The 21,212-nt window shown below is 73.0% G+C and carries 21 protein-coding genes and 1 tRNA gene; 6 read left to right on the forward strand and 16 right to left on the reverse strand.

Annotated features, from left to right (window positions below; genetic code table 11):
* Positions 1 to 108: 108 nt before the first annotated feature.
* The 7 genes from OH807_RS10755 to OH807_RS10785 all read right to left on the reverse strand — a co-directional run bounded on the left by OH807_RS10755 (position 109) and on the right by OH807_RS10785 (position 5,336).
* Complete coding sequence (locus tag OH807_RS10755; RefSeq protein ID WP_406196870.1) at positions 109 to 1,086, reverse strand: hypothetical protein; 978 nt, start codon at positions 1,084 to 1,086, stop codon at positions 109 to 111.
* A gap of 29 nt (positions 1,087 to 1,115) precedes the next feature.
* Positions 1,116 to 1,568: an NUDIX domain-containing protein gene (locus OH807_RS10760; RefSeq protein WP_406196872.1), complete on the reverse strand. Its 453-nt coding sequence runs from the start codon at positions 1,566 to 1,568 to the stop codon at positions 1,116 to 1,118.
* A gap of 116 nt (positions 1,569 to 1,684) precedes the next feature.
* The gene (locus tag OH807_RS10765; protein ID WP_406196874.1) at positions 1,685 to 2,104 is read right to left on the reverse strand and encodes a hypothetical protein; all 420 of its coding nucleotides are present in this window, start codon (positions 2,102 to 2,104) and stop codon (positions 1,685 to 1,687) included.
* 266 nt (positions 2,105 to 2,370) lie between these two features.
* Positions 2,371 to 3,219 carry a Scr1 family TA system antitoxin-like transcriptional regulator gene (locus OH807_RS10770; protein WP_406196876.1) on the reverse strand — a complete coding sequence of 283 codons (849 nt, stop codon included), beginning with the start codon at positions 3,217 to 3,219 and terminating at the stop codon, positions 2,371 to 2,373.
* Positions 3,209 to 3,730, reverse strand: a complete 522-nt coding sequence (locus OH807_RS10775; protein ID WP_406196878.1) for a DUF6879 family protein — start codon at positions 3,728 to 3,730, stop codon at positions 3,209 to 3,211. The genes OH807_RS10770 and OH807_RS10775 overlap by 11 nt, the downstream gene beginning before the upstream one ends.
* Complete coding sequence (locus OH807_RS10780) at positions 3,714 to 3,935, reverse strand: hypothetical protein (RefSeq protein ID WP_406196880.1); 222 nt, start codon at positions 3,933 to 3,935, stop codon at positions 3,714 to 3,716. The genes OH807_RS10775 and OH807_RS10780 overlap by 17 nt, the downstream gene beginning before the upstream one ends.
* Positions 3,936 to 4,283: 348 nt before the next feature.
* The gene (locus OH807_RS10785) at positions 4,284 to 5,336 is read right to left on the reverse strand and encodes an LLM class F420-dependent oxidoreductase (protein ID WP_406196883.1); all 1,053 of its coding nucleotides are present in this window, start codon (positions 5,334 to 5,336) and stop codon (positions 4,284 to 4,286) included.
* Between the two features lie 415 nt (positions 5,337 to 5,751).
* Between OH807_RS10785 and OH807_RS10790 the strand changes: the two genes are divergently transcribed.
* The 3 genes from OH807_RS10790 (at position 5,752) to OH807_RS10800 (ending at position 10,110) form a co-directional block, all read left to right on the forward strand.
* A complete protein-coding gene (locus OH807_RS10790) occupies positions 5,752 to 6,732 on the forward strand; it encodes an aldo/keto reductase (RefSeq protein ID WP_406196886.1) in 981 nt (326 codons plus the stop codon).
* A 336-nt stretch (positions 6,733 to 7,068) separates the two neighbouring features.
* Positions 7,069 to 9,387: an ATP-binding domain-containing protein gene (locus tag OH807_RS10795; protein ID WP_406196889.1), complete on the forward strand. Its 2,319-nt coding sequence runs from the start codon at positions 7,069 to 7,071 to the stop codon at positions 9,385 to 9,387.
* A 162-nt stretch (positions 9,388 to 9,549) separates the two neighbouring features.
* Positions 9,550 to 10,110 (forward strand): isochorismatase family protein, encoded by a 561-nt coding sequence (locus tag OH807_RS10800; protein WP_406196892.1) that lies wholly within the window; start codon positions 9,550 to 9,552, stop codon positions 10,108 to 10,110.
* A 289-nt stretch (positions 10,111 to 10,399) separates the two neighbouring features.
* On the opposite strand, the gene OH807_RS10805 is transcribed toward OH807_RS10800, so the two are convergent.
* The gene (locus tag OH807_RS10805; RefSeq protein ID WP_406196895.1) at positions 10,400 to 11,002 is read right to left on the reverse strand and encodes a hypothetical protein; all 603 of its coding nucleotides are present in this window, start codon (positions 11,000 to 11,002) and stop codon (positions 10,400 to 10,402) included.
* Positions 11,003 to 11,413: 411 nt separating this feature from the next.
* Between OH807_RS10805 and OH807_RS10810 the strand changes: the two genes are divergently transcribed.
* On the forward strand, positions 11,414 to 11,623 hold the full coding sequence (locus OH807_RS10810) for a DUF5703 family protein (protein ID WP_380578867.1): 210 nt from the start codon (positions 11,414 to 11,416) through the stop codon (positions 11,621 to 11,623).
* Between the two features lie 161 nt (positions 11,624 to 11,784).
* Here OH807_RS10810 and OH807_RS10815 read toward each other — a convergent pair whose 3' ends face one another.
* From OH807_RS10815 to OH807_RS10825, 3 genes are all read right to left on the reverse strand, one after another.
* Complete coding sequence (locus OH807_RS10815; protein WP_406196898.1) at positions 11,785 to 12,627, reverse strand: chaplin; 843 nt, start codon at positions 12,625 to 12,627, stop codon at positions 11,785 to 11,787.
* 393 nt (positions 12,628 to 13,020) lie between these two features.
* Positions 13,021 to 13,266, reverse strand: coding sequence for a chaplin (locus tag OH807_RS10820; RefSeq protein WP_406196900.1), 246 nt, complete (start codon positions 13,264 to 13,266; stop codon positions 13,021 to 13,023).
* A 278-nt stretch (positions 13,267 to 13,544) separates the two neighbouring features.
* Positions 13,545 to 14,885 (reverse strand): M20/M25/M40 family metallo-hydrolase, encoded by a 1,341-nt coding sequence (locus OH807_RS10825; protein WP_406196903.1) that lies wholly within the window; start codon positions 14,883 to 14,885, stop codon positions 13,545 to 13,547.
* 293 nt (positions 14,886 to 15,178) lie between these two features.
* Between OH807_RS10825 and OH807_RS10830 the strand changes: the two genes are divergently transcribed.
* A tRNA-Leu gene (locus OH807_RS10830) sits at positions 15,179 to 15,266 on the forward strand.
* Positions 15,267 to 15,456: 190 nt separating this feature from the next.
* On the opposite strand, the gene OH807_RS10835 is transcribed toward OH807_RS10830, so the two are convergent.
* From OH807_RS10835 to OH807_RS10845, 3 genes are all read right to left on the reverse strand, one after another.
* Positions 15,457 to 16,215 carry a methyltransferase domain-containing protein gene (locus tag OH807_RS10835; protein WP_406196905.1) on the reverse strand — a complete coding sequence of 253 codons (759 nt, stop codon included), beginning with the start codon at positions 16,213 to 16,215 and terminating at the stop codon, positions 15,457 to 15,459.
* 138 nt (positions 16,216 to 16,353) lie between these two features.
* Positions 16,354 to 16,608, reverse strand: coding sequence for a hypothetical protein (locus OH807_RS10840; RefSeq protein ID WP_406196907.1), 255 nt, complete (start codon positions 16,606 to 16,608; stop codon positions 16,354 to 16,356).
* Between the two features lie 129 nt (positions 16,609 to 16,737).
* Complete coding sequence (locus OH807_RS10845; protein WP_406196909.1) at positions 16,738 to 17,790, reverse strand: DUF2278 family protein; 1,053 nt, start codon at positions 17,788 to 17,790, stop codon at positions 16,738 to 16,740.
* Positions 17,791 to 18,099: 309 nt separating this feature from the next.
* On the opposite strand from OH807_RS10845, the gene OH807_RS10850 reads away from it, so the two are divergent.
* A complete protein-coding gene (locus OH807_RS10850; protein WP_406196911.1) occupies positions 18,100 to 18,645 on the forward strand; it encodes a MarR family winged helix-turn-helix transcriptional regulator in 546 nt (181 codons plus the stop codon).
* A gap of 132 nt (positions 18,646 to 18,777) precedes the next feature.
* Here OH807_RS10850 and OH807_RS10855 read toward each other — a convergent pair whose 3' ends face one another.
* Both OH807_RS10855 and OH807_RS10860 read right to left on the reverse strand, forming a co-directional pair.
* Positions 18,778 to 20,169: a chloride channel protein gene (locus tag OH807_RS10855; RefSeq protein ID WP_406196914.1), complete on the reverse strand. Its 1,392-nt coding sequence runs from the start codon at positions 20,167 to 20,169 to the stop codon at positions 18,778 to 18,780.
* A 204-nt stretch (positions 20,170 to 20,373) separates the two neighbouring features.
* Entirely contained in the window at positions 20,374 to 21,072 is a 699-nt protein-coding gene (locus OH807_RS10860) for a TetR family transcriptional regulator (protein WP_406210886.1), read from the reverse strand.
* Positions 21,073 to 21,212 lie beyond the last annotated feature (140 nt).

A 21,212-nucleotide genomic window follows, 5' to 3' on the forward strand; every position in this document is an offset into this window, starting at 1 on the left:
TTCGTTTATCACCTGGAAGGACAGCGCCCTCGTTGCGGCCGGACTCCGACCGTACGCCCGCCCGTGCGCCACGGGGGAACGGCGCACGGACGGGCAGCCCAGGGGCGGCTACTGGCCGGGGTCCGGCCCGGTGTAGGCCGATGAGCGGAAGATGCGCGGGAATGCCCGGGAACCGTGCCGCTGGTCGAGCCACCCGGTCAGGCCGGACAGGTCCCCGCCGATCGTCGCGGCCACTATCAGGCCGTGCAGAGTGTCCGAGTCGGCCCCGCCCGTTTCGGTCAGGAAGCGCTGATACCGCGCCCCGACCCCGTGTTCGTATCCGGCCATCGCCAGGTGGAAGCGGGTCGCGATGCCGGGCTCCGCCTGGTCGAAGTCGGAAGGCTCCAGGCGGCCGGTGGTGTCACGGAAGGCCAGCCGATCGGGCAGTGCGATCCGCTCGGCCAGGTCGAGCCGATCGGCCACCGTGGCGGCGATCGTCCGGGCCTCCCGATCGGTCGCCCCCTCCATCACGATCCCGAGATTCCGAGTCGAGACGGCGTCCTCCTGGTCCCGCGCCGAGTAGGTGCGCCCCTGCGGGTCACGCCGGTTGATCCCGTACCGGCTCCGGACCACGTGCCCGTCCTGGAACCGGTACTCCCGGAACGACCCCCAGTGGAGGCAGTCATGCGCGTAGGACCGGAGCAGGTCCAGCGCCACCAGTTCGGGCGAGGTCAGCCGGGGGTCGCTCAGCCGCCCGTACCTCGTGATCACGGAGGCCATCTGCTCGTGCCGGTAGCCCTGGTTCGGGTGATGGAACCCGCCGAACGCGTCGGGCTGCGTCGAGCGCACCCCGACCCACACCCGATCGATCGGCAGGAGCTGGTTCAATCCCAGCTCCCGGTAGCGGTCGGCCAGGAGCGCCGCCCCCTGCCGGAACACCTCCCGCGCCGACTCGTCCGCCCAGGTGTCCAGCACCCAGTGCAGCAGCGAGAACGTCACGTGCGGGTGCGCCTGGTCCAGGGCGGCCGTCGCCCGGCGCGCGGCCAGCAGGTGCGCCAGCTCGGCGCGCCCGGCCACGTCTCCGGCCAGGTGCTCGTTCGGCCCCAAGCACGAGGGGGTGAGCGAGCGACCGAGGGTCAGAAGCGCTGACGGCTGATCAGCTGTCGGTGCGACTCCTGCACTCCCTCGGGGAGCTTGTCCGGTGAGAACCATCGGGCCTCCAAGATCTCGAACGAAGCGACCTTGATCCGTCCGCTGACGTACAGCGCCTCGTAGGCGACTTCGACGCGCAGCTTGTATCCGCTCTTCAGGTGCGCCAGCTCGCACACCTTCACCGTGAGTCCGGTCTCCTCCTTGACCTCACGGATGATCGTCTCTTCGAAGCTCTCGCCCTTGTTCGCGTAGCCGGTCGGTAGCCCCCACTGCCGACCCTCCGGCCACATCCGGTGTTTGAGGAGCAACACCCGGCCTTCGTCGTCGCGAGCGATGCCCGTGACCCCGACCATGAACTTCGCGTGCCACAGCCACAGAACGCGCCACTGCATCGGGCCCCGGATGATCCGCCAGAGCTTCGCAGCGATCTTCTTCATGGGTTCGCCCCTTCATTGGTGGCCTCTCCCGCGCGCCGCTCGCGCGGTCGGCCCACGATCCCGCACCCCACCCCCGGGACACCAAATCCCGTGATGATCAGACCAATTGGGGTGCGTCAGTGCTGATGCCGGTACCGCAGGCGATCCGAATGCAGGGTTGCCTGTCGGGCCACCTCGGCAGCCACCGGATCGGCCCCGCCCGAGGCGTTGGACGGGTCGGCCGGCGCGGGGGCATAGAGGTCGAACCGCAGCCATCCGGCGTGCTCCTGCAACGGCTTCTTGCCCCGCTCGGCGCGGATGCGGGTGGCGTTCACCGCGTACTGCTTACGGGTGTCGGCCGTCATCAGCCACAGACGCGCGTGGTAGGCGTCGGGGAAGGCGAGCAACACGGGCTTGCCGGAGAGGTCCGGGAGGGTGCAGAACTCGCCCAGGAGCACATCCCGCAGGACATGGGAGCCCGCCGCCACCACCTCATAGCGCATGACCATGCCCGGCTTCGGCTCTCCGGGCGCCGCCACCAGTTCAAGCGGCGGCATTGCGGCCCAACCTCAACTCCGTGCACCTCGGGCACGGGCACTCCGGGTCGAGCGGGTAGGTCAACGCACGACCGGTCGGGTTCGCTGCCCGGTACTGCTCCCTCAACGCGGCCATCGCCTGCGGACTGGCCTTCTCCCTACTCCGGTGCGAACCGGCGGACCTCACGGCAACGGACACACCTGGCTCCTTTTCGCTCGGCTTCGTGGAATGAGATGCCAGGCTAGGGGAATTCCAGATAGGGACTCAACGATATTCCCGCTATCGACTAAAGATCTTGAGATGTCCCTCGATAGTGGTCGGCCCACTCCGCCAGCTTGACCCGAGCATCCTCACCCCACAGCGAATAGCCCTCGAAGGTCCGGAACTCGTCCAGGTACCCCTGAATGTCTCGGGGGTCACGGAACACAAGCGCGCCCGTGGAGACCTCGACAGTTGCTAGAGCCTCGTCGTAGACGGTGAATACGTTCAATGGCGCCCACGGCATGTGACCAGCCATCGGGATAATCCCGAGGCGCACATTGGGCAACCGGGACACAGAGACCAACCGGTCAATCTGCATCGCCATGGCCTGCGCGGGAACAAGAGGCCAGCGGCAAGCCTGTTCAGTCAGAATGAAGTCGAAGCGCTTAGCCGGCTCGTAGAGGACGGCCTGCCGTTCAAGTTTTTTGGCAATAGCCTTCGAGTGATCTCCGGGGAACGGGGCGAGACTGGCCCGGATGTACTCAGGAGTCGCAAGAAGACCGGTGATCATGGTTGGCAGAAAGTATCGAAACTCGCCGGTGGTACGTTCAAGCGTCGCCAACTCGACTTGCTTCTTTTCGAGCCCCTTCCTGCGCAGGGCCCTCGCATCCTGCCACTCCGTGTTGGCGATGCGGGCAAGCGCCGTGACATGGGCGATGAGATCGGGTGGCGCATCCAACGCCCGCAGGATCAGTTCGACGTCAACCAGCGACGGCGTGACCTTGCCGGTCTCGATCTTGGAAATTTTGGACTGCGACATGTTGACACGCCGAGCGAGCCGGACCCCGGAGAGTCCAGCTCGCTTGCGAAGCTCTTGAAGGATTGCCGCCAGATCTGAATTCGATTGACCTAGCTCTTGTGGATCAAGCGCCAATGCCCTTCACGTACTCCTCAAAAGGCACCGATTCAGCGATTGCAATCCGCTGATACTCGACGAAGGGGCTCATATCGCCCTCGAACACGGTGCGGTCGATCTGCGTTCCGTCGGGCAGGTAGTTCATCAGCACCACCTCCCTTTTGTCGAACATCCAGTAGTCCGAAACGCCGGCCAGCGGGTTAGGGCGATCCGTGACGTCCATGATCCGAATGTCTTCCCCCGCCCAGGCATGCGGCAGGTAGTACATGAACTCGTAGCGCAAGTACTCGGAGAGCGGTCGTGTGACAATATGAACGCGCCCCTTGGACTTCCCCTCTCGGCACACCCGCTTGAGGTCGTCCGTGTAATCGTTGGAGTGCGCACGCGGGTCGATTCGCTCGCCCGCCCGGAACGCTCGCAGCTCCTCGATCTCCTGCGGCACGTTGTAGGCCGGAAGAGTTTCCAGGCGCCATGCCTCCGTCTTGAAATCCCGGAACCTGGCCTGCCAAGCATCACCATCCAAGCGCACGGACGGCCTCCCGAAGCACGCTCTCGGGGATCTCGACGAGCCCTTCGCCGTTGGGCGGCGTGAAGGCGTTGGACACATTCCCCTGAACCACGAAGGTCCCTCGCTCGGTGCGGTACACGTTGGGGCAGTCGTTCTGGTTGCACTCCCCCGAGCCGCTGCCGTTGCCCGTATTGGTCAGCCGCGTGAGACCCGACCTGTCGTCCACCTCGACCCCCTGGAACTGCGGCCCCGCTTGGACCGCCCGGCAATGACGCTAGAGAACCCTTCGACACGTGTCTATGACAGGACAGAAATATTCCCGTGTTGGACTAAGGATCATGATGGAGCGGCCCAGAACGCACGAAAGGCCCCGGCTGCCCAGTTCGTTGGGCAGCCGGGGCCAGTGCGCTCGGGCGGTCAGATGCGGTTGCCCCAGCGGTGCGCGGCAAGGCTGCGGGCGGCGTTGGAACGGCCCGCCGGGGGCTCGTCGCCGGGGAGGCGGACGCGTGCTATCAGGCGGCCCGCTTCGGCGCGGAGCTGGCGAGCCTCGGCGATCAGCGGGTGAGCGACGCCGTTAGGCGAGCCCGGCCAGTTCCAGCGCCTCCACACCCACACGGAGAGCGTTGATCCTGCCTTCCAGCGAATAGTCGATTCCGCCGGGGGCCAGGGTGAGCGTGGTGACGCCCGCGTCGGCGTACGCCTGCATCCGGTCGGCGATCCGCGCGGTGTCGCCGACCAGCGAGGTGGCGTCGATCAGGTCGTGCGGGACGGCGGCCGCGGCACCCGCGTAGTCCTTGGCCAGGTACTTCTCCTGGACCTCGTCCGCCGCCTGCTCGTAGCCCATCCGCCGGGCGAGCTGGTTGTAGAAGTTCTTCTCCTTGCTGCCCATGCCGCCGATGTAGAGCGCCGCGTAGGAACGCTGCGCGTCGACACCGGCCTTGACGTCCTCGCCGACCGCGATGGTGACGGTCGGGCAGAGGTCGAAGCCGTCCAGGGTCTGCCCGGTCGTGGCCCGCCCGGCCTTCAGCGGGTCGAGCGAGAGCGCGGCGTGCTCGGGCGAGAAGAAGATGCCCAGCCAGCCGTCGGCGATCTCGCCGGTCTGCTCCAGGTTCTTCGGGCCGATCGCGGCGATGTACAGCGGGATGTGCTCGCGCACGGGATGGACGGTGAGCTTGATCGGCTTGCCCGGGCCGCCGGGCAGCGGCAGCGTCCAGTTGGCGCCCTCGTGGACCAGCCGCTCGCGGGACATCGCCTTGCGGATGATCTCCACGTACTCCCGCGTGCGGGCCAGCGGCTTGTCGAACTTCACGCCGTACCAGCCCTCGGAGACCTGCGGCCCGGAGACGCCGAGGCCGAGCCGGAACCGGCCGCCGGAGAGGGTGTCCAGGGTGGCCGCCGTCATCGCCGTCATCGCCGGGGTCCGGGCCGGGATCTGGAAGATGGCCGAGCCGACGTCGATCCGCTCCGTCCGGGCGGCGACGAACGACAGCACGGTCGCCGCGTCCGAGCCGTAGGCCTCGGCGGCCCAGCAGACCGAGTAGCCCAGCCGGTCCGCCTCCTGGGCGACGGCGATGTTGTCGGCGTCCATGCCGAGTCCCCAGTAACCGAGGTTGATACCGAGTCGCATCTGCCAAGCCTTCCCGTCGGGTTGTTCGCGAGGGTGCGCGAGGGGGTGGCCGCGCGCTCCGCGGTCATGCTACTGGCCGGTAGGTGCGGGCCGGAACACATCCGGGGCCCCGTTCCCGCAGCGCCGCGGCGGTGTTCCGGCGGTGCCGCGGCGGCACTCCGGCGCTGCCGCCGCGGCATTGCTGGACCGCTGCGGCCGCCCCCGGCGGTGCCGCGGCGGCTCCCGCGCGCCCGCCGGCCGGCCGGGCCGCGGCGTCCCGCCCGCACCGCCCCGATCGTCCTGCGGGTCGCCACCCCGGCCCGGGCACCGGCCGCTACGCTCAGCCGACGTGGGGACGCCTCTCCCCACCTGCGCGTTTGCCAGGCGGGCCGGCCAGGCCGGTGCCCGCCCACCCGGCCAGTGGAGGGCCCGTCCGATGGAAAAGCGTCACCTCGGCCGTACCGGGCTGGAGGTCTCCCGGCTCGGCCTCGGCACCATGACCTGGGGCCGCGACACCGACGAGCACGAAGCCGCCGAGCAGCTCAAGGAGTTCGTCGACGCCGGCGGCAACCTCGTCGACACCGCCGACGTCTACGGGGACGGCGGCGCCGAGTACCTGATCTCCCGGCTCACCGACAGCCTGATCCCGCGCTCCGACCTCGTCATCGCCACCAAGGCCGGCAGCGTCCCGGAGTCCGCCCGCCGCTTCGACGGCTCGCGCGGCCACCTGCTCGCCGCCCTCGACGCCTCGCTGCGCCGGCTCGGCACCGACTACGTCGACCTCTGGCAGGTGCACGCCTTCGACCCGGCCACGCCGGTCGAGGAGACACTGAGCGCGCTGGACATCGCCGTCACCTCCGGGCGCGCCCGGTACGTCGGGGTCTGCGACTTCAGCGGCTGGCAGCTCGCCCGCGCCGCCACCTGGCAGCACGCCCACCACGGCCGGGTGCCGCTGGCCGGCGCACAGCTGGAGTACTCGCTGCTCCAGCGCGGCATCGAACGCGAGGCCGTGCCCGCGGCCCAGGACGCCGGGGTCGGGCTGCTCGCCGCCTCCCCGCTCGGGCGCGGCGTGCTCACCGGCAAGTACCGGCACGCCGTCCCGCAGGACTCGCGCGGCGCCTCCCCGTACCTCTCCGGCTTCGTCCAGCCCTACCTGGGGGAGCGCTCGCGGCGGATCGTGGACGCCGTCGCCACCGCCGCCGACGGCCTGGCCAGCAGCCCGCTCGCGGTGGCCCTCGCCTGGGTCCGGGACCGCCCGGGCGTGGCGAGCGCACTGGTCGGGGCACGCACCCTGGCGCAGCTGCAGGCGTCGCTGTCAGTGGAGGCACTTACCCTTCCGAGTGAGATCCGCGGTGCGCTCGACGACATCTCGTCGCCGGTGCACCGCTACCCGGACCAGGGGTGGAGCGAGTTGTAGGCCCGCGCCGCCGGGTGGTCCGGGGCGGTTCCGGTCCGGCCGGCCGGGGGCGGTCCGCCCCCGCACGACCCGGCCCGGGCGGACCTCGACGGGCCCGGCTTGACCGGGCCGGGGCCGACCTGACCTGATGGGTGACGACGTGACCTGCCCGGCCGGCCCACGGACCGGACTCGACAGGACCCGACCGACCCGACCGGTGCCGCCGCTTCGCGCGGCCGCGCCGTCCCGACCATGCCGACCGCGCTCTCCGCGGCGGGGCGGCCGCCCGCGGCCCGCTGCCCCGCCCCCGGTGCGGGCCGGCGCCCAGCAGTGGAGTGACCTTGTGTGGAGCGAACGATGAGTGACACGGAGAACGGCGCTCCGGAGGAGACCGCGGCGGCCCCGGGCGGCGGCGGCGACACGACCGAGGCGGCCACCGGCACCGCGTCCGGCACCACGGTCGGCGCTACCGCCGGCACCGGGCGGACCGACGGTCCCGACGCCCCCGCCGGCAGCAGTGCCGCGGACAAGGCGGCCGCCGTAGCGGCGATCGCCGAGCGGATCCGGCTGGTCGGCCTGCAGTCGACCGGCCCGACGCCGAGGCCCGCCCCGTCCCCGCCCGCGGCCCCCGCCGACCGGGAGCCTGCCGCCGCCGGCCCAGGTACGGCCGCCGACGGCCCCGGTACCGCCCCGGGCGGCACCTCCGCGGCCGGTGCCGCGGCGCCGGCCGCAGCCCCGCCGGCCGGCCGGCCGCCCCGCACCGCCCCCGGGACGGACGAGCAGCGGCTCCAGGCGCTCAAGGACACCGCCGAGGTGCTGGCCGCCGGCGGCGCGCCCACCGACCTCGCCACCGCCGCCGTGGCCGCGTTCGGCGACGGCGCCGCCGAAGAACTGCGCGCCGACCCGTGGGCCGTCCTGACCCTGCCGGGCGTCCGGCCCGAGCACGCCGACGGTTTCGCCCGCGGACTCCTCGGCCCCGAGGCCGGGCCCGGCGACCAGCGCCGCGCCCGGGCGCTGGTGCCGTGGCTCCTGGAGCAGGCCGCGCTGCGCGGCGACTCCGCCGTGGAGATCACCGAGGTGACCGCCGGGCTCGACCGGCTCGGCCTGCCGGACGCCGCCGCGGCGCTCCAGGCGGCCGTGGTCGACGGCCGGGCGATGCCGTTCCAGGAGGAGCTGACCGGCCCCGAGGCGCACGCGGCCGGCGGCGAGGACGACGAGCCGCCGACCCGGACGGTGCTCGCGCTGGAGCGGCTGGCCCTGGCGGAGGAGAGCCTCGCGGACGGTCTCGTCCGGCTGATGTCCACCTTCGCGCCCGGCGAGGACCCGGTCGAGGGCCTCGACGAGAGCGACAACGAGGGCACCGACGAGAGCGCCGACGACGCCACCGGCGAGAGCTCGGACGACGCGGGCGAGGACGCGGTCGAGGGCACGCCCACCGAGGGCGCCCCCACCGAAGGCGCCCCGGCCGAGGCCGACGCGCCCGCCGACCCCGGCCCGGCCGCCTGGGAGGCGGCCGCCGCGGCCGCCCCGTCCTCCTCGGCGACCGCGCTGATCCGGGCCGCCGCCGAGAGCGCCCTGGTCACCCACACCGGCGGCGAGGCCGCCCGGGCCGAGCCGGCCGCACTGGTACGCGCCGCCGCCGGCCTCGGCCTCCGTGCCTGGGCCGCCACCTGGACCGACCAGGGCGGGGAGAGCCTCGCGGCCCTCGCCGACGGCCCGCTGCCCGTCGCCACCGTCGCCGGCCTGCTGGCGGGGACGGCCGGCCCGGGCCGTTCCGCCGACGGCACCCTCGCCCTGGACGTCCTGGTGGTGCTGGACGCCCCGCTGCTGGACGTCGAACTGGCCGCCACCCTGCTGGAGTCGCTCGCCGACGGCACCCGGCTGGTGCTCAGCGGCGACCCGGGCCAGCTCTGGTCGGCCGGCCCCGGCCGGTTCTTCGCCGACCTGCTGGCCGCCAAGGCCTGCCCGACGGTGGCCTCCCGCACCCCCGACTTCGGTCCGATCGGCGAGCTGGTCTCGGGCGTCGGCATCGGCGAGCTCCAGCCCGTCGAGGCCCCCGACAAGGAGGTGGTCATCCTGGCGGCCAAGGACGGCGCCGAGGCCGTCCACCGCGCCGTCCAGCTGCTCACCGACTCCATCCCGCGCGCCCTCGGCATCCCCGCCGAGCAGGTGGTGCTGCTCACCCCCGGCCACGGCGGGCCGGGCGGCACCCGGGCACTGAACGCCGCCGCCAAGGCCCGGCTGAACCCCGGCCCGGGCCGGTTCGCCGGCTTCGACCCGGGCGACCGGGTGGTCGAATCCCCCGCTCCCGGCATCACCCGCATCGCCCGGGTGACCGACGGCGACGCCACCGGCCTGCACCTGGAGTACCCGGACGGCGCGCGCCGCACCGTCCCGCCCGCCGAGGCGGGCCGGCTGCGGCACGGCTGGGCGCTGACCGTCCACCAGGCGGCCGGCCACCGCTGGCCGGGCGCCGTCGTGGTCGTCCCCGAGGACGCGGGCCCGGTGCTCACCCGCCAGTGGGTCTACACCGCGTTCGGCCGCGGCGAGCGGCACCTCTCGGTGGTCCACTCCGCGGGGCCGGCCCTCCCCCAGGCCGTCACCGAGCGTCCGGCCCGCCCCCGCACCACCCGCCTGCGCGCGATCCTGGCCGAGAACGCCGCCCAGGCGTACTGACCGCACCGCCCGGCCCCCGGCCGTCGGACCTGCCCCGTGCCTCCCGGCCGCCCGCTCCGGCGGGCGGCCGGCCCGGGCGGCGTCCGAGGGCCGGGGGCCGCGCTGTCGGTCGATGGGTCTAGCGTGCGGGGTGGCAGGGCCCGTCGCGAACAAGGGAAGATCATGACCACGCTCGACAACCGTCCGAACAGCGCCTTCCTGGTGATCGATGTACAGAACGGCGTGGTCGAGAACGCGTTCGAGCGCGACGCGGTCGTCGCCAACATCGGCAGCCTGGTCGAGAAGGCCCGGCGGGAGGACGTCCCGGTGGTCTGGGTCCGGCACGCCGACGAGGAGCTCGTCCCGGGCAGTGACACCTGGCAGATCGTCCCCGAGCTCGTCCCGGCAGACGGCGAGCCCATCGTCGACAAGCGCTTCCGCGACTCGTTCGAGGACACCACCCTGGCGGCCGAACTGGCGGCCCTGGCGGTCGGCCGCCTCGTCGTCAGCGGCGCCCAGACCGACTTCTGCGTCCGCTCGACGCTGCACGGCGCGCTGGCCAGGGGCTACGACGCCCTGCTGGTGAGCGACGGCCACACCACCGTGGACCTCTCCGCCTTCGGGGCGCCCGGCCCGGAGCAGGTCATCGCGCACACCAACTTCTACTGGTCCGGCCAGAAGGCGCCCGGGCGGACGGCCGGCACCGTCGAGACCGAGAACGTGGACTTCGGCAGCGCTTCCTGAAGCCCCGGGCGGGTGCGCGCGGGTAGCCGGCCAGGTCGGGTCGGGCGGTCCGGTCACCCGCCCGCCCGCCCGTCGACGGCGCGCTCCGCCGGCTCCGAGCCCCGCGCACCCGTACGCGCCCCGCCCGTACCGCACCGCCCCGCACCACGGCGTACCGCCCGTGGGAGGAACGTCCGAAATCATGCGCTCGCCGAAGCGGTTCCGCGCCGCCCGCAGCACCCATGCCGCCGCCCGGGGCGGGGGCTGCGGGCGGGAGAGCCGTCCCGTCCGCAGCCACGCCGGGCAGGTCTCAGTCCTCCGGGTCCTCGTCGTAGACCTCGCTGACGTCGAACCGGCAGATCAGCAGCTGCGGGTCGGCGTGCTCGAACGGCTCCGGCAGCCACTCCCCCGGCTCGGTCGGCTCGGCCGCCGCGACCCAGAGCGTCGAGTCGGCCTCCTCCAGGCCGAACTCCTCGCTGCGGGCCGCGATCTCGTCCGGCTCGTACTCGCCGAACAGCACGCCGATCGCGGCGTTCAGCCCGCCCGTGCCGCCCCCGCCGGGGGTCAGCGATTCGTCCAGCCGCTCGGCCTGCGAGCGCAGCCGCTTCGGGTCCGCGACGTGGTAGTCGCGGCGGATCAGCACGCTGATCGCCTCGGGCTGCTCGGGGCCGTGGTACCCGCCGGGGCCTTCGTCCCCGGGCACCTCGAAGGGGGTGACCTCGTCGTAGACCTCGTAGAGGAGTTGGTCGTACGCGATGGCCGCCGTCGCGAGCTGCTCGTAGGCGGCGGACACAGCGGGATCGTCCGCTGCGTTGGGGCTCGACACCGCTTCCAGATGACGGTCGATGGCGGCCTTGACCGCCTCGGCGGCGGCGCGTACCTCGGCAATGGTGGGCTGCGCGGCATCAGACATGGTGCAGACGCTATCTCCCCGCGGTGCCGGTACGCACAGCGGTTGTCACCTACACCCGCGATTTCACCGCAACTTCCCCCCCGATGTCCGATCCGCGTGGTTCTGTCCCCGCGTACGCCCCGCGCACAGGGCTCCGGACCGGCACGGCTGGGCCGTCCGGGTGCCGCTTGCGGGGGCGTGACCGGGGTATTCCGTCAGGAGGAGAAACAGAACTGATGCACTGTCAGGAGCAGGCCGCGGGCGCCCTACGGGGCACCCCGGCCGGCGGCGGCGGTGTGCGAGCGGGGGCGCGGGTGGCCTCCGGGCAGGAACGCGGGTCGAGGGCCTGCCGGGAGTGCGGCCGAAAATACCCGGGCCCGTTGTCGTAGGCAGGCCGTAGGCTTGCCCGGAGCTGTCCTCAGGAGGAGCGTTTTGACCCCAGCCAAGCCGGTCCGGCAGCCGGAGTACGAGTACCAGTCGCTGCGCATGCCGCGCGGCACCTCGCGCAACGCGGCACGCCAACTGCTCACCGAACACGCCGAGTACGGGCACTGGGAGCTGGACAGACTCCGTCTGTTCCCCGACGGCAGCCGGACGGTCCTGCTGCGGCGACGAATCATCCGGCAGGTCCGGAGCTGGTGACGGCCGCCACGCGGTAGGGCGGCCGCGCGTACGGCAGGGCAGCCGCCGTACCGGCCCGGCACCCCGTGACGCCCGGCCACCGGCCTACTGCTCCGCCCTGCGGGCTGTTCGCGTGCCCGCGGTCGCCGGCCAGGCCGACGACCGCGGGCGGCTTCTGGGGCTCAGCGCGCGCCGGCGCGCGCCCGGCGGTAGAGGACGCCGCCGCCGAGCAGCAGCGCCAGACCGGCCGCACCCAGCAGCTCCGTCCCGCCCGCACCGGTCGAGGCCAGCTGGCTGTCCGCGGCCGCCGGAGCCGTGGCGTGGGGGCTCGCGGTACGGGCCGAGGCCGGAACGGCCTGGCCGGTCGCGCTGCCGCCGGCCGGCGTGGTGGCGGTGCCCGTCGAGGGCGTGCCGGGGGTGGCGGTCGGGGTGCCCGTCCTGGGGATGCCCGGCGTGGTCTCACCACTGCCCGGGGTCTGCGAGGGCGGCGTGGACGGCTGGCCGGGCGGGGGCGGGTTGTGCGGGGTGTGGTCCTCGGGGCAGTCGTCGTCCGGCTTGCTCGGCGGGACGGGCGCCGGGGAGCTCTCGTTGCCGCAGCCGTTCCCGAAGGCCGGGTTGCCGACGCCGACGACGTCGACCGAGTTGCCGCAGGCGTTGACCGGCGCGTGAACGGGCACCTGGACGCTGTTGCCGGCGGCCACGCCGGGCGATCCGGCCGCCGTACCGGCGGCGGACGACCCCGCAGCGCTGTGGCCGCTGTGGCCGCTGCCGCCGGGGTGCCCGGCGACGTTGGCGCAGTGGTTGCCGTACGCCGGGTTCAGCACGCCGACGACGTCCACGGTGTTGCCGCAGGCGTTGATCGGGACCTCGACCGGCACCTGCACCGAGTTCCCCGAGGCCACGCCCGGCGAACCGGCCGCACCGCCCTGTGCGTCGGCGCCCGCGTAGGCGTAGCCGGCGGTCGAGGCCAGGACACTGCCGGTGGCCACGGCCGTGAGGAGCCCCTTCTTGGCTACATTCCTCATATTTTCCCCTGACGTATCGAGACGACGTGATGACCTACAGAAAGTCGGACTTTCCGAATAACTGGCGAGGTCTTCGAGTGCACAGGGCACAACGAGGCGCAAGCGGCGAGGTTGAGCCGAACGAACCCACTTCACTCGATCGAGTGAGTGGATCTCCCGGACCGCCACATCACCGCATTCCGGCCGCCCCCGGCCCACTCCGCACGCCCCTCCCGCCCCCTTTTCCCCGCCCCTTCCCCCACCCCTTTTCCTGCCCCCTGCCGCGACCCGACCCCGGCCCCGGTCCGGCCCCGGACAGCGAAGCGCCCCCGGTGCGGCGCGTCCGCCACCCGGGGGCCAAGTGAGTCGACCCGGTGATCCGCCGGTCAGGCGGTCACGCGGTCAACCACGCGCTCAGAAGTTGGCGCAGTGGTTGCCGAAGGCCGGGTTCAGCACGCCGATCACGCTGACGGTGTTGCCGCAGAGGTTCACGGGGATGTGCACCGGGATCTGGATCTGGTTGCCCGAAACCACGCCCGGGGAGCCGGCCGCCACACCGTCCGCGGCGGCACCGCCGTGGGCGGACGCGACACCGGCGGCGGCGAGCACCAGCCCGCTGGTGGCGGCGGTCACGGCGGCGATCTTCTTGACCTTCATCATTCCTCCTGTATGGACAACGCAACCCGTTCGGCGGGCTGCACAGGGATGAACGAGGGTGTGGCAAACGGGGTACGGAGCTCTGCACCTATTCACCCGCAACGGTGATGAGTCGCACGCATGCTCGACACGAAACGCCAAGGAAAAACGTTTCTGTCGATCACTTTTCCGCCCGCCCAAATCATTAGCTCCGACAATGCGGACGGCCCGTCCCCGAGACTTCGGGAACGGGCCGCGCCCGCCACCGGCGGACCGTCGGACGGCCGCCGGACGACCGCCGGTCAGCTGAGGTCGATGAACCTGTCCAGCACCCGCGCGCCGAACTTCAGCCCGTCCACCGGCACCCGCTCGTCCACCCCGTGGAACATCCCCGCGAAGTCCAGCTCCGGCGGCAGCTGCAGCGGCGCGAACCCGAAGCAGCGGATGCCGAGGTCCTGGAACGACTTGGCGTCCGTCCCCCCCGAGAGGCAGTACGGCACGGCACGGGCGATCGGGTCCTCGGCGCGCAGCGCGGTCTGCATCGCCTCGACCAGCGCCCCGTCGAAGCTCGTCTCGATCGCCTTGTCCGAGTGCAGGCTCTCCCGCTTCACGCGCGGGCCGAGCACGCTGTCCAGCTCGGCCAGGAACTCCTCCTCGTAGCCGGGCAGGAACCGCCCGTCCACGTGCGCCGAGGCCTGCCCCGGGATCACGTTCACCTTGTAGCCGGCGCCGAGCATGGTCGGCTGGGCGGTGTTGCGCAGCGTGGTGCCGATCATCTTGGCGATGCCGCCCAGCACCCGGAGCGTCTCGTCCATGTTCTCCGGGTCGAGTTCGACGCCGAGCGCGTCGGACAGCTCGTCCAGGAAGGCCCGGACGGTCTTGGTGATCCGCAGCGGGAACTTGTGCCGCCCCAGCCGCGCCACCGCCTCGCAGAGCTCGGTGATCGCGTTGTCGTCGTTCTCCATCGACCCGTGCCCGGCCCGGCCGTCGACCGTGAGCCGCATCCAGTGCATGCCCTTCTCGGCCGTCTCCACCAGGTACAGCCGGGCCTTGTCGTTGACGGTGAACGAGAAGCCGCCCACCTCGCCGATGGCCTCGGTCACCCCCTCGAACAGGTCCGGGTGCTTGTCCACCAGGTACCGCGCCCCGTAGGTGCCACCCGCCTCCTCGTCGGCAAGGAAGGCCAGCACCAGGTCACGCGGGGGCTTGCGCCCGGTCCGCAGCCGGTCGCGGACGACGGCCAGCGTCATCGCGTCCATGTCCTTCATGTCGACCGCGCCGCGCCCCCAGACGCAGCCGTCCGCGATCTCGCCGGCGAACGGGTCGTACGTCCAGTCCGCGGCGTTGGCCGGCACCACGTCGGTGTGCCCGTGGATCAGCAGGCCCGGCCGTGACCGGTCCTCGCCCTCGATCCGCACCACGGTGGAGGCCCGCCCCTTGGCCGACTCGATGATCTGCGGTTCGAGGCCGAACTCCGCGAGTTGCTCCGCCACGTACTCGGCGGCCTTCCGCTCCCCCGGGCCGGAGCCGTCGCCGTAGTTGCTGGTGTCGATCCGGATCAGATCGCGACAGATCTCGGCGACCTCCGACTCGGCCGTCACCTTCGCCGCCGCCCGCCCCGCCGACTCGCTCCGCTCGCTCACGGTCACTCCTCGTCTCTGCCCCGCACCGGCACGCCGTCGCGCCACTCCCAGGACCTGCACCCGGGCCGTACGAGCACGTCCGCCCATCCTCCCCCAGCCCTCCGACCGGATCCACCCCGCGCACCCCGGCCGCAACCGCAGGAAACCCCCTGGTCACACCCCGGCCACAGGCCACCCCTTGCCGCTGTCACCACCCCCGCACCCCGGCCCGGAGCCGTTTTGGGAGCGCAAGCCGATCTTTGCTACAGTTACATCTGTCAGCGCGACCGAGACGGCCGCGAAGACAACACCCGGTCCGGGTGGCGGAATGGCAGACGCGCTAGCTTGAGGTGCTAGTGCCCTTTATCGGGCGTGGGGGTTCAAGTCCCCCCTCGGACACCAACCGCTTGCGAGAGCAGGCGACCAGATGCGGGTCAGGAGAAATCCTGGCCCGCATTCTGCGTTCCCCGGCGGAGCTCCGGGAACGTCGGGCCGAGGTCCGCAGATCCACCCCGCCCCAGCCTGCGAGGCAACCCCGGCCGGCCCCAGCCGGCGGCGCGGCACATGAGGGGCCGGCGGGGCCCGACCGGGTTCAGGGGCGGTGGGCGGCGACGGTCACGGTTGTCTCGGCGAAGAAGAAGCGGCCGGTCGCGGCGGCGTGCTGGAGGGCGGCGTACCACTGGTCGACGTCGGACTCGGTGAGGTCGGTCGAGCCCCGGCGGCAGGCCTGGGCGACCGTCGTGCGGATGGACTCGACGCGGCGGGCGGCGAGGCCGGTCAGCTCTCGTGAGGAGGCGACCCTGGGGACGACCTCGTCGAGTACCAGGTCCGACGTGTGGACCAGGCCCGGGAGTTTGCGGCCGATCCGGCCGTCCACGTGATCCATCCACGATTGCTGGTCGTCCGCGAAGGCGTGGCAGATCCGCCGGTCGAGCGTCTGGTCCGCACCGGCCAGCATGACCGAGTCGAAGTCGACGTGGGCGAACACCGCGCGCCCGCCCGGGCGGAGGAGCCGGGCCGCCTCGGACACCAGCCGTTCGGGCTCCGGCACGCACTCCAGGACGTTGTAGGAGACCACCGCGTCCGCCCGGGCCTGCGGGAGCGGGAGCCGCTCCCGCAGGTCCGCCAGGGCGAGGACGACCTCGCCGTCGTGCCCGGCGAGGAGTCGGGCGGCCTCCCGCAGGGCCTGTTCGGAGCGGTCGAGCCCGACCAGAGTGCTCTTCGGGTCCACCCGTGCGAACGCGGCGAGGGTGGGGCCGGCTCCGCAGCCGAGATCGACGGCACGGCCGCCTGCCGGCAGGGCGGCCAGTTCGACCAGGTGCTCGTGGATCGGCTCGTCCGCGTCCGACATGCCCGCCTGCTTTCCGTGCCCGAGGGGATGAGAAGCCCCATCATGCCGGGCAGGTCGGGGTGCAGGCCCTTGATTTTCGCCCGGAAGCAGGGCGCGCTCGACAGGCTCCGCGGAGACGGCCTGCGGACCGCCGCCGCGTCAGCGGGCCGTCCAGACGGGGCAGGTGACGTGGTGGCGGTAGGTACGGATGATGGTGCCGCCGAGGGAGCAGCGCTCCGTGGTGGAGACGTCGCAGCAGCTCGGGGGGCGGGCCCCGGGCCGGCGGGCCGTCTGGACGGGCGGCCCGGTCGGGGTCGGAGCCTGGGCGCGGGCGGCGGCCTGGGCCGGCACCGCCGGGCGGTTCGGAACGGCCGGGCGACGACGCCGACGGCGGCGGGGCGTGGAGGTGGTCACGGGGCGAGACTGCCCCGGCCGGGGCCCGGGGAATCCCGGCTCACCCGGACGAGGGACGCACTGGACCGGACGACGGAGCGCGCCCCGCCGCCGGGGCAGGGCGGCGGGGCGGGGCGGCAGTCCCGGGGGTCAGAAGGTGATCGTCCGGCCTTCGGCCGCGGCCTGGCGTTCGGTGTAGGCGACGCCGTGGACCTTGAGGCCGGCGGGGTCGAGCAGGGTGATCGCCCCGCCGTGGTTGCCGAGTTCGAACCCGCCGCCCCCGTGCACGGTGAGCGCGGCGCCGGCGGCCAGCGGCCCCGCGGGCAGGGCGAGCCGGTGCTTGGAGCGGTCGGCGAGCTGCCAGCCGGTCAGGTCGATCGGTGCGGCGGAGGTGTTGAGCACCGTGACGGTCTCGTCCTCGGGCGCCGGGCCGGCCGGGTTGACCAGGGCGGCGACGATGCGCAGCGCGCCGTCGTGACCGGTCGGCACGGTCGGGTCGGTCGGCACCGTCGGCACGGTCGGGTCGGTCGGGCGCGGCGGGGTGCCCGGGAGGGTGTGCCCGGTCGCGTCGTCGGTGTGCCAGGCCTGCGACTGGAAGGCGAGGAAGACCGCGACCCAGCGGTCCTCGGCGGCCAGGTGGATCAGCAGGCCGCCGTCCTGGTACACGCCGTCGTCGGCGCGGAACCGGCCACTGTTGCCCTGGTTCATGTGGATGTCGTGGACGCCGTTGCCGGGCTTGAAGCCGAAGACCTTGTCCGGGACGGTCGGCTCGGGCCCGAAGCGCTGGCCGATCAGGTAGACGGCGGCGCCCGGGTCGTTGATCGCACGCTGCACGTAGTGGTCGAGCAGGTCGGCGAGGTCGTTGTCCGCGCCGGGCAGGTCGGGCGGCAGGATCCGCAGGGCGGCGGGGTCGAAGAGGTTGCCTCGGACGAAGTCCAGGCTCGCCGTGCCGGCCTTCGAGGGCAGGCTGGTCCAGCCGCTGCCGGCGGCGGGCAGCAGCGCGGTGACCGGGTGCCGGAAGTCGTCGGCCACGACGTAGAGGAGCTCCGAAGGAGCCTGCTGGGACTGGACGTTGACCGCCGCCCGGTAGTGGGTGCCCTGCGCGTCGCGCAGGTGGATCTGGTAGTGCGGGGTGTCGGTGGCGCCTTCACGGCGCCGGTCGACGGCGGTGGCGGCGAGCACGCCGTAGTTCTTCAGGGGCATCGGTGAGGTCCTTCGGCCGGTCCGGTGGGCTCCGCCCGGTCGCACGGGGCGGGAGCCCCTCCGTTATGGCGCACGGAGTGGTGCCCGGTCCGGCGAATCGACGGATGTTCACCGACTGTCCGCCGAACGAGCCATCGGCCCACGGTCATTGACGCGCGGTCATTGACCGCGCGGGGATTGACACACGACCCCGGCCATCTTGAGAATGACTTCATTATGAAGGACGTACATACTTCTCAGGAACCGGCCTCAGGACCACTGGACCGCGATGCCGAAGGGCGGCTGTACGACACCCGGGTGCGGGCCGCCATGACCGGGTTCACCCACAACGGGGACACCCTCGCGCTGGAGGCGGCGGCCGCCGCCCGCTCGGCCTTCCATGCCGTGGAACGGCTGCGGACGCACGGCACCCAGGGCCGTGGGCTCAGCTCCGGCGCTCTGGACGTGTTGATCCGGCTGAACGCGGCCGCCGGGGTGCCGGGCCCGGCCGAGCCCGGCACCGCGGACCGGACCGACCGCACCGACCCCGCCGCCCCGGCCGGGCTCACCGTCGGCGAGCTGGCCAGGGCCGGCGGGGTGAGCTCGCGCAACGTCACCGGACTGGTCGACACCCTGGAGCGCGAAGGCCTCGCCCGACGGCTGCCCGACCCGCGCGACCGCCGGGCCGTCCTGGTCGCCGTCACGGCGGACGGGCGAGCCTGGCTGGAGGAGTTCCGGGAGCCCACCGAGCGCGCGATGGCCGCGGTCTTCCACGGCTTCTCACCGGAGGAGCTGGGCCAGCTGCGCCACCTCTGCCTGCGGCTGGTGGAGAACCAGCAACGCATCGAGCAGTACCTCGGCCGACCGCAGCCGTAGCGGAGCGGCGACCGCGACCGACCGACCGACCCGACACCCACCGCACCGTCCCGGACCGGCCCGGACCGGACCGACCGACGTCAAGAGGCCCGCGCCCCCGCTCCCCCGGAGCAGACGCCCCCGGAGCAGGCGTCAGCCCGCCTCCGCCACCGGGCTCGGTCCGTCCGGTGACGCGGCGGACCGGCGGCGGGCGAGGCTGCGGAACAGCTCGCCCGACACGAACGCGGTGACCGCCGCGACGATCACCAGCGGCAGCGCGTCGGTGGCTTCCGAGCCGAGCAGTTCCGCCGCGAGCACGGCGCTGGTGACGGGCAGCCGGGTGACGGCGGCAGCGGAGGCGGCGATCCCGGCCGCCAGGCCCTGCGCGATGCCGAGGCCGGGCAGCGGCCCGAAGACGACCCCGGTGGCGGCACCGATCAGGATCGCCGGGAAGATCGGGCCACCGCGCAGGCTGCCGAGCGAGATGCCCCAGCCGGCCGCCTTGCAGAGCGTCAGGGCGATCAGGGCGCCGATCGACCAGGAGGCCGGCTGCGCGGCCAAGGCCCCGAGGGTCAGCTGACCGGAGAGTGCGGCCTCCTCCGGCGAGCGCCCGGTGAGGAGGGCGTACGCGCAGATGCAGACGCCGACAGCGACCGCGCAGACCACCGTCCGGACGGCCGTCACCCGGGCGGTCGGTGGTGGCGCGGAGCCGGTCGGGTCGCCGTTGGTGTAAGCCTTGACCCGCCGGCCGACGCTCTGGCCACACACGCAGATCAGGGCCACCACCACCGCGAGCGGGATGCCCCAGACGAAGTCGGCGAGGTCGGGCACGGCCGTCTTCGGCACGGAGGGCAGCGACAGCGCGCCGATCGACAGACCGGTCCAGTTGCCGAAGCCGGTGAACACCAGCGCGCCGACGCCGCTGGCCAGCAGGCACGGGAGGATCAGCAGGGTCAGCTTCGGGCCGCCGAGCCCGGCCGCCTCGATGATCATCACGGCGGCGACCAGCGGGCTGCCGAAGATGGTGGAGATCGCCGCCGCCGAACCGGCCGCACCCAGCACCGGTGAGAGCTGGGGCTGGGCGGAGCGCTTCGCCGAGCTGACCGCGAGCAGGGCCAGGCCGCTGCCCATCGCCATCAGCGGCGCCTCGGGCCCGAGCACCGCACCGAGCGGCAGGCAGGCCAGGGCCGCCAGCACCACACCCGGAACGCTCACCGGTGGCATGGGCGGCCCGCCGAGGCCGTCCACGGGGATGTGGCCGCCGCGTCCGGGCAGCCGGGTGACGACGGGCGCCACCAGCAGGCCGGCGAGCAGCAGCGCGGGCAGCGGCCACCACCAGGGCGCGCGGTCCATGCCGAGAGCCGTCGGCAGGCTCTCCCAGACCCAGTGCTGGAGTTCGTGCTCCAGGCTGACGAAGCCGAACGCGGCCAGCGACACCGGGGCGCCGACGAGCGCCGCGATCAGCAGCAGCCCGATGTACCCCTTCTTCAGCAGCACCTCGCGCAGCGTGGGGCTCCCGCTCGCCGACCGGGTCTGCTCGGGCATGCCTGCTCCTTGGCGCTCCCCGGGGTGGCCACCGCCGGGCCCCGTCCTGCGACCGAGTCTCGCCCGCGCCCCGGGGGCTCGCACGGCGGCGGACGCGCACCGCACGGCGCGCCGCGACCGGGTTGCGCAGGACGGGTGAGGCCTCGCCCCGGGGCACACCGCGCGGGGCCGGCGGGGCACAGCGCAGCGCGCGGTGCCGGAGGGTCAGGACTCCTGCGGGACCTGGCGGGACTCCCCGAGTGCGCTCTCGATGCCCTGCACCATCCGCCAGAGCGGTGCCCGGCGGCTGGCGACCAGCACCACCACGTCGTCCGGGTCCGCCTCGCCGGCCGCCCCGGCGTCGGCCGGCCGGTCGCTCCAGGTGCCGGTGACGAAGGCCATCGCCGCGTCCACCTCGGTGACCCAGTCGCTCTCGCCCCCGGAGCGCAGCCACGTCCGCAGCGCGTGGTTGTGCGCGGAGACCACGGCGGCCGCGATCACGTCCGCGCGCAGCGCGCCGTCCGCCCGGTCGGCGAACCGCCCGCGCAGGTAGTGCGCGAGCGTGTGCTCGTAGCGCCAGACCACCGACAGCTCGTACGCGCGCAGGCCGGGCACCTTGCGGGTGAGCCGGTAGCGCTGTACGGAGAAGGAGGGCTGTTCGGCGTACATCTGCAGGACGAGCCGGGCGGCGTCGCAGGCGTGCCGGACCGGGTCCTCGTCCCCGCTGCCGGACTCCAGGAACTCCGTCATCTCGGCGAGGCTGCGTTCGTGGTCGGGGAAGACCACGTCCTCCTTGGCCGGGAAGTAGCGGAAGAAGGAGCGGCGGCCGACCCCGGCGAGCGAGACGATGTCGTCGATCGTGGTCTGTTCGAAACCGCGTTCCAGGAAGAGTTCGAAGGCGGCGGCGACCAGCGCCTCGCGCATCGCCGGCTTCGGCGGCCCGTCGTTCATGGGCTGGTCCTGTTCTTCCTGCTCGCTCATTCCCGGAACATAGCACCGGCCTCGAACAGCCGGTCGTGCGTGCGCCGCGGTGCACCCGGGGGTCGGGTGCACCGTGGCGCGGC

Origin of the sequence: Kitasatospora sp. NBC_01560 (assembly GCF_045208415.1) — a bacterium.
Taxonomy (GTDB): domain Bacteria; phylum Actinomycetota; class Actinomycetes; order Streptomycetales; family Streptomycetaceae; genus Kitasatospora.

Coding starts and splice junctions, on each gene's coding strand:
- OH807_RS10760 (WP_406196872.1), bottom strand. CDS start 1,568: ATGAAGAAGATCGCTGCGAAGCTCTGGCGGATCATCCGGGGCCCGATG.
- OH807_RS10765 (WP_406196874.1), bottom strand. CDS start 2,104: ATGCCGCCGCTTGAACTGGTGGCGGCGCCCGGAGAGCCGAAGCCGGGC.
- OH807_RS10785 (WP_406196883.1), bottom strand. CDS start 5,336: ATGCGACTCGGTATCAACCTCGGTTACTGGGGACTCGGCATGGACGCC.
- OH807_RS10790 (WP_406196886.1), top strand. CDS start 5,752: ATGGAAAAGCGTCACCTCGGCCGTACCGGGCTGGAGGTCTCCCGGCTC.
- OH807_RS10795 (WP_406196889.1), top strand. CDS start 7,069: ATGAGTGACACGGAGAACGGCGCTCCGGAGGAGACCGCGGCGGCCCCG.
- OH807_RS10800 (WP_406196892.1), top strand. CDS start 9,550: ATGACCACGCTCGACAACCGTCCGAACAGCGCCTTCCTGGTGATCGAT.
- OH807_RS10805 (WP_406196895.1), bottom strand. CDS start 11,002: ATGTCTGATGCCGCGCAGCCCACCATTGCCGAGGTACGCGCCGCCGCC.
- OH807_RS10815 (WP_406196898.1), bottom strand. CDS start 12,627: ATGAGGAATGTAGCCAAGAAGGGGCTCCTCACGGCCGTGGCCACCGGC.
- OH807_RS10820 (WP_406196900.1), bottom strand. CDS start 13,266: ATGATGAAGGTCAAGAAGATCGCCGCCGTGACCGCCGCCACCAGCGGG.
- OH807_RS10835 (WP_406196905.1), bottom strand. CDS start 16,215: ATGTCGGACGCGGACGAGCCGATCCACGAGCACCTGGTCGAACTGGCC.
- OH807_RS10845 (WP_406196909.1), bottom strand. CDS start 17,790: ATGCCCCTGAAGAACTACGGCGTGCTCGCCGCCACCGCCGTCGACCGG.
- OH807_RS10850 (WP_406196911.1), top strand. CDS start 18,100: ATGACCGGGTTCACCCACAACGGGGACACCCTCGCGCTGGAGGCGGCG.
- OH807_RS10855 (WP_406196914.1), bottom strand. CDS start 20,169: ATGCCCGAGCAGACCCGGTCGGCGAGCGGGAGCCCCACGCTGCGCGAG.
- OH807_RS10860 (WP_406210886.1), bottom strand. CDS start 21,072: ATGCGCGAGGCGCTGGTCGCCGCCGCCTTCGAACTCTTCCTGGAACGC.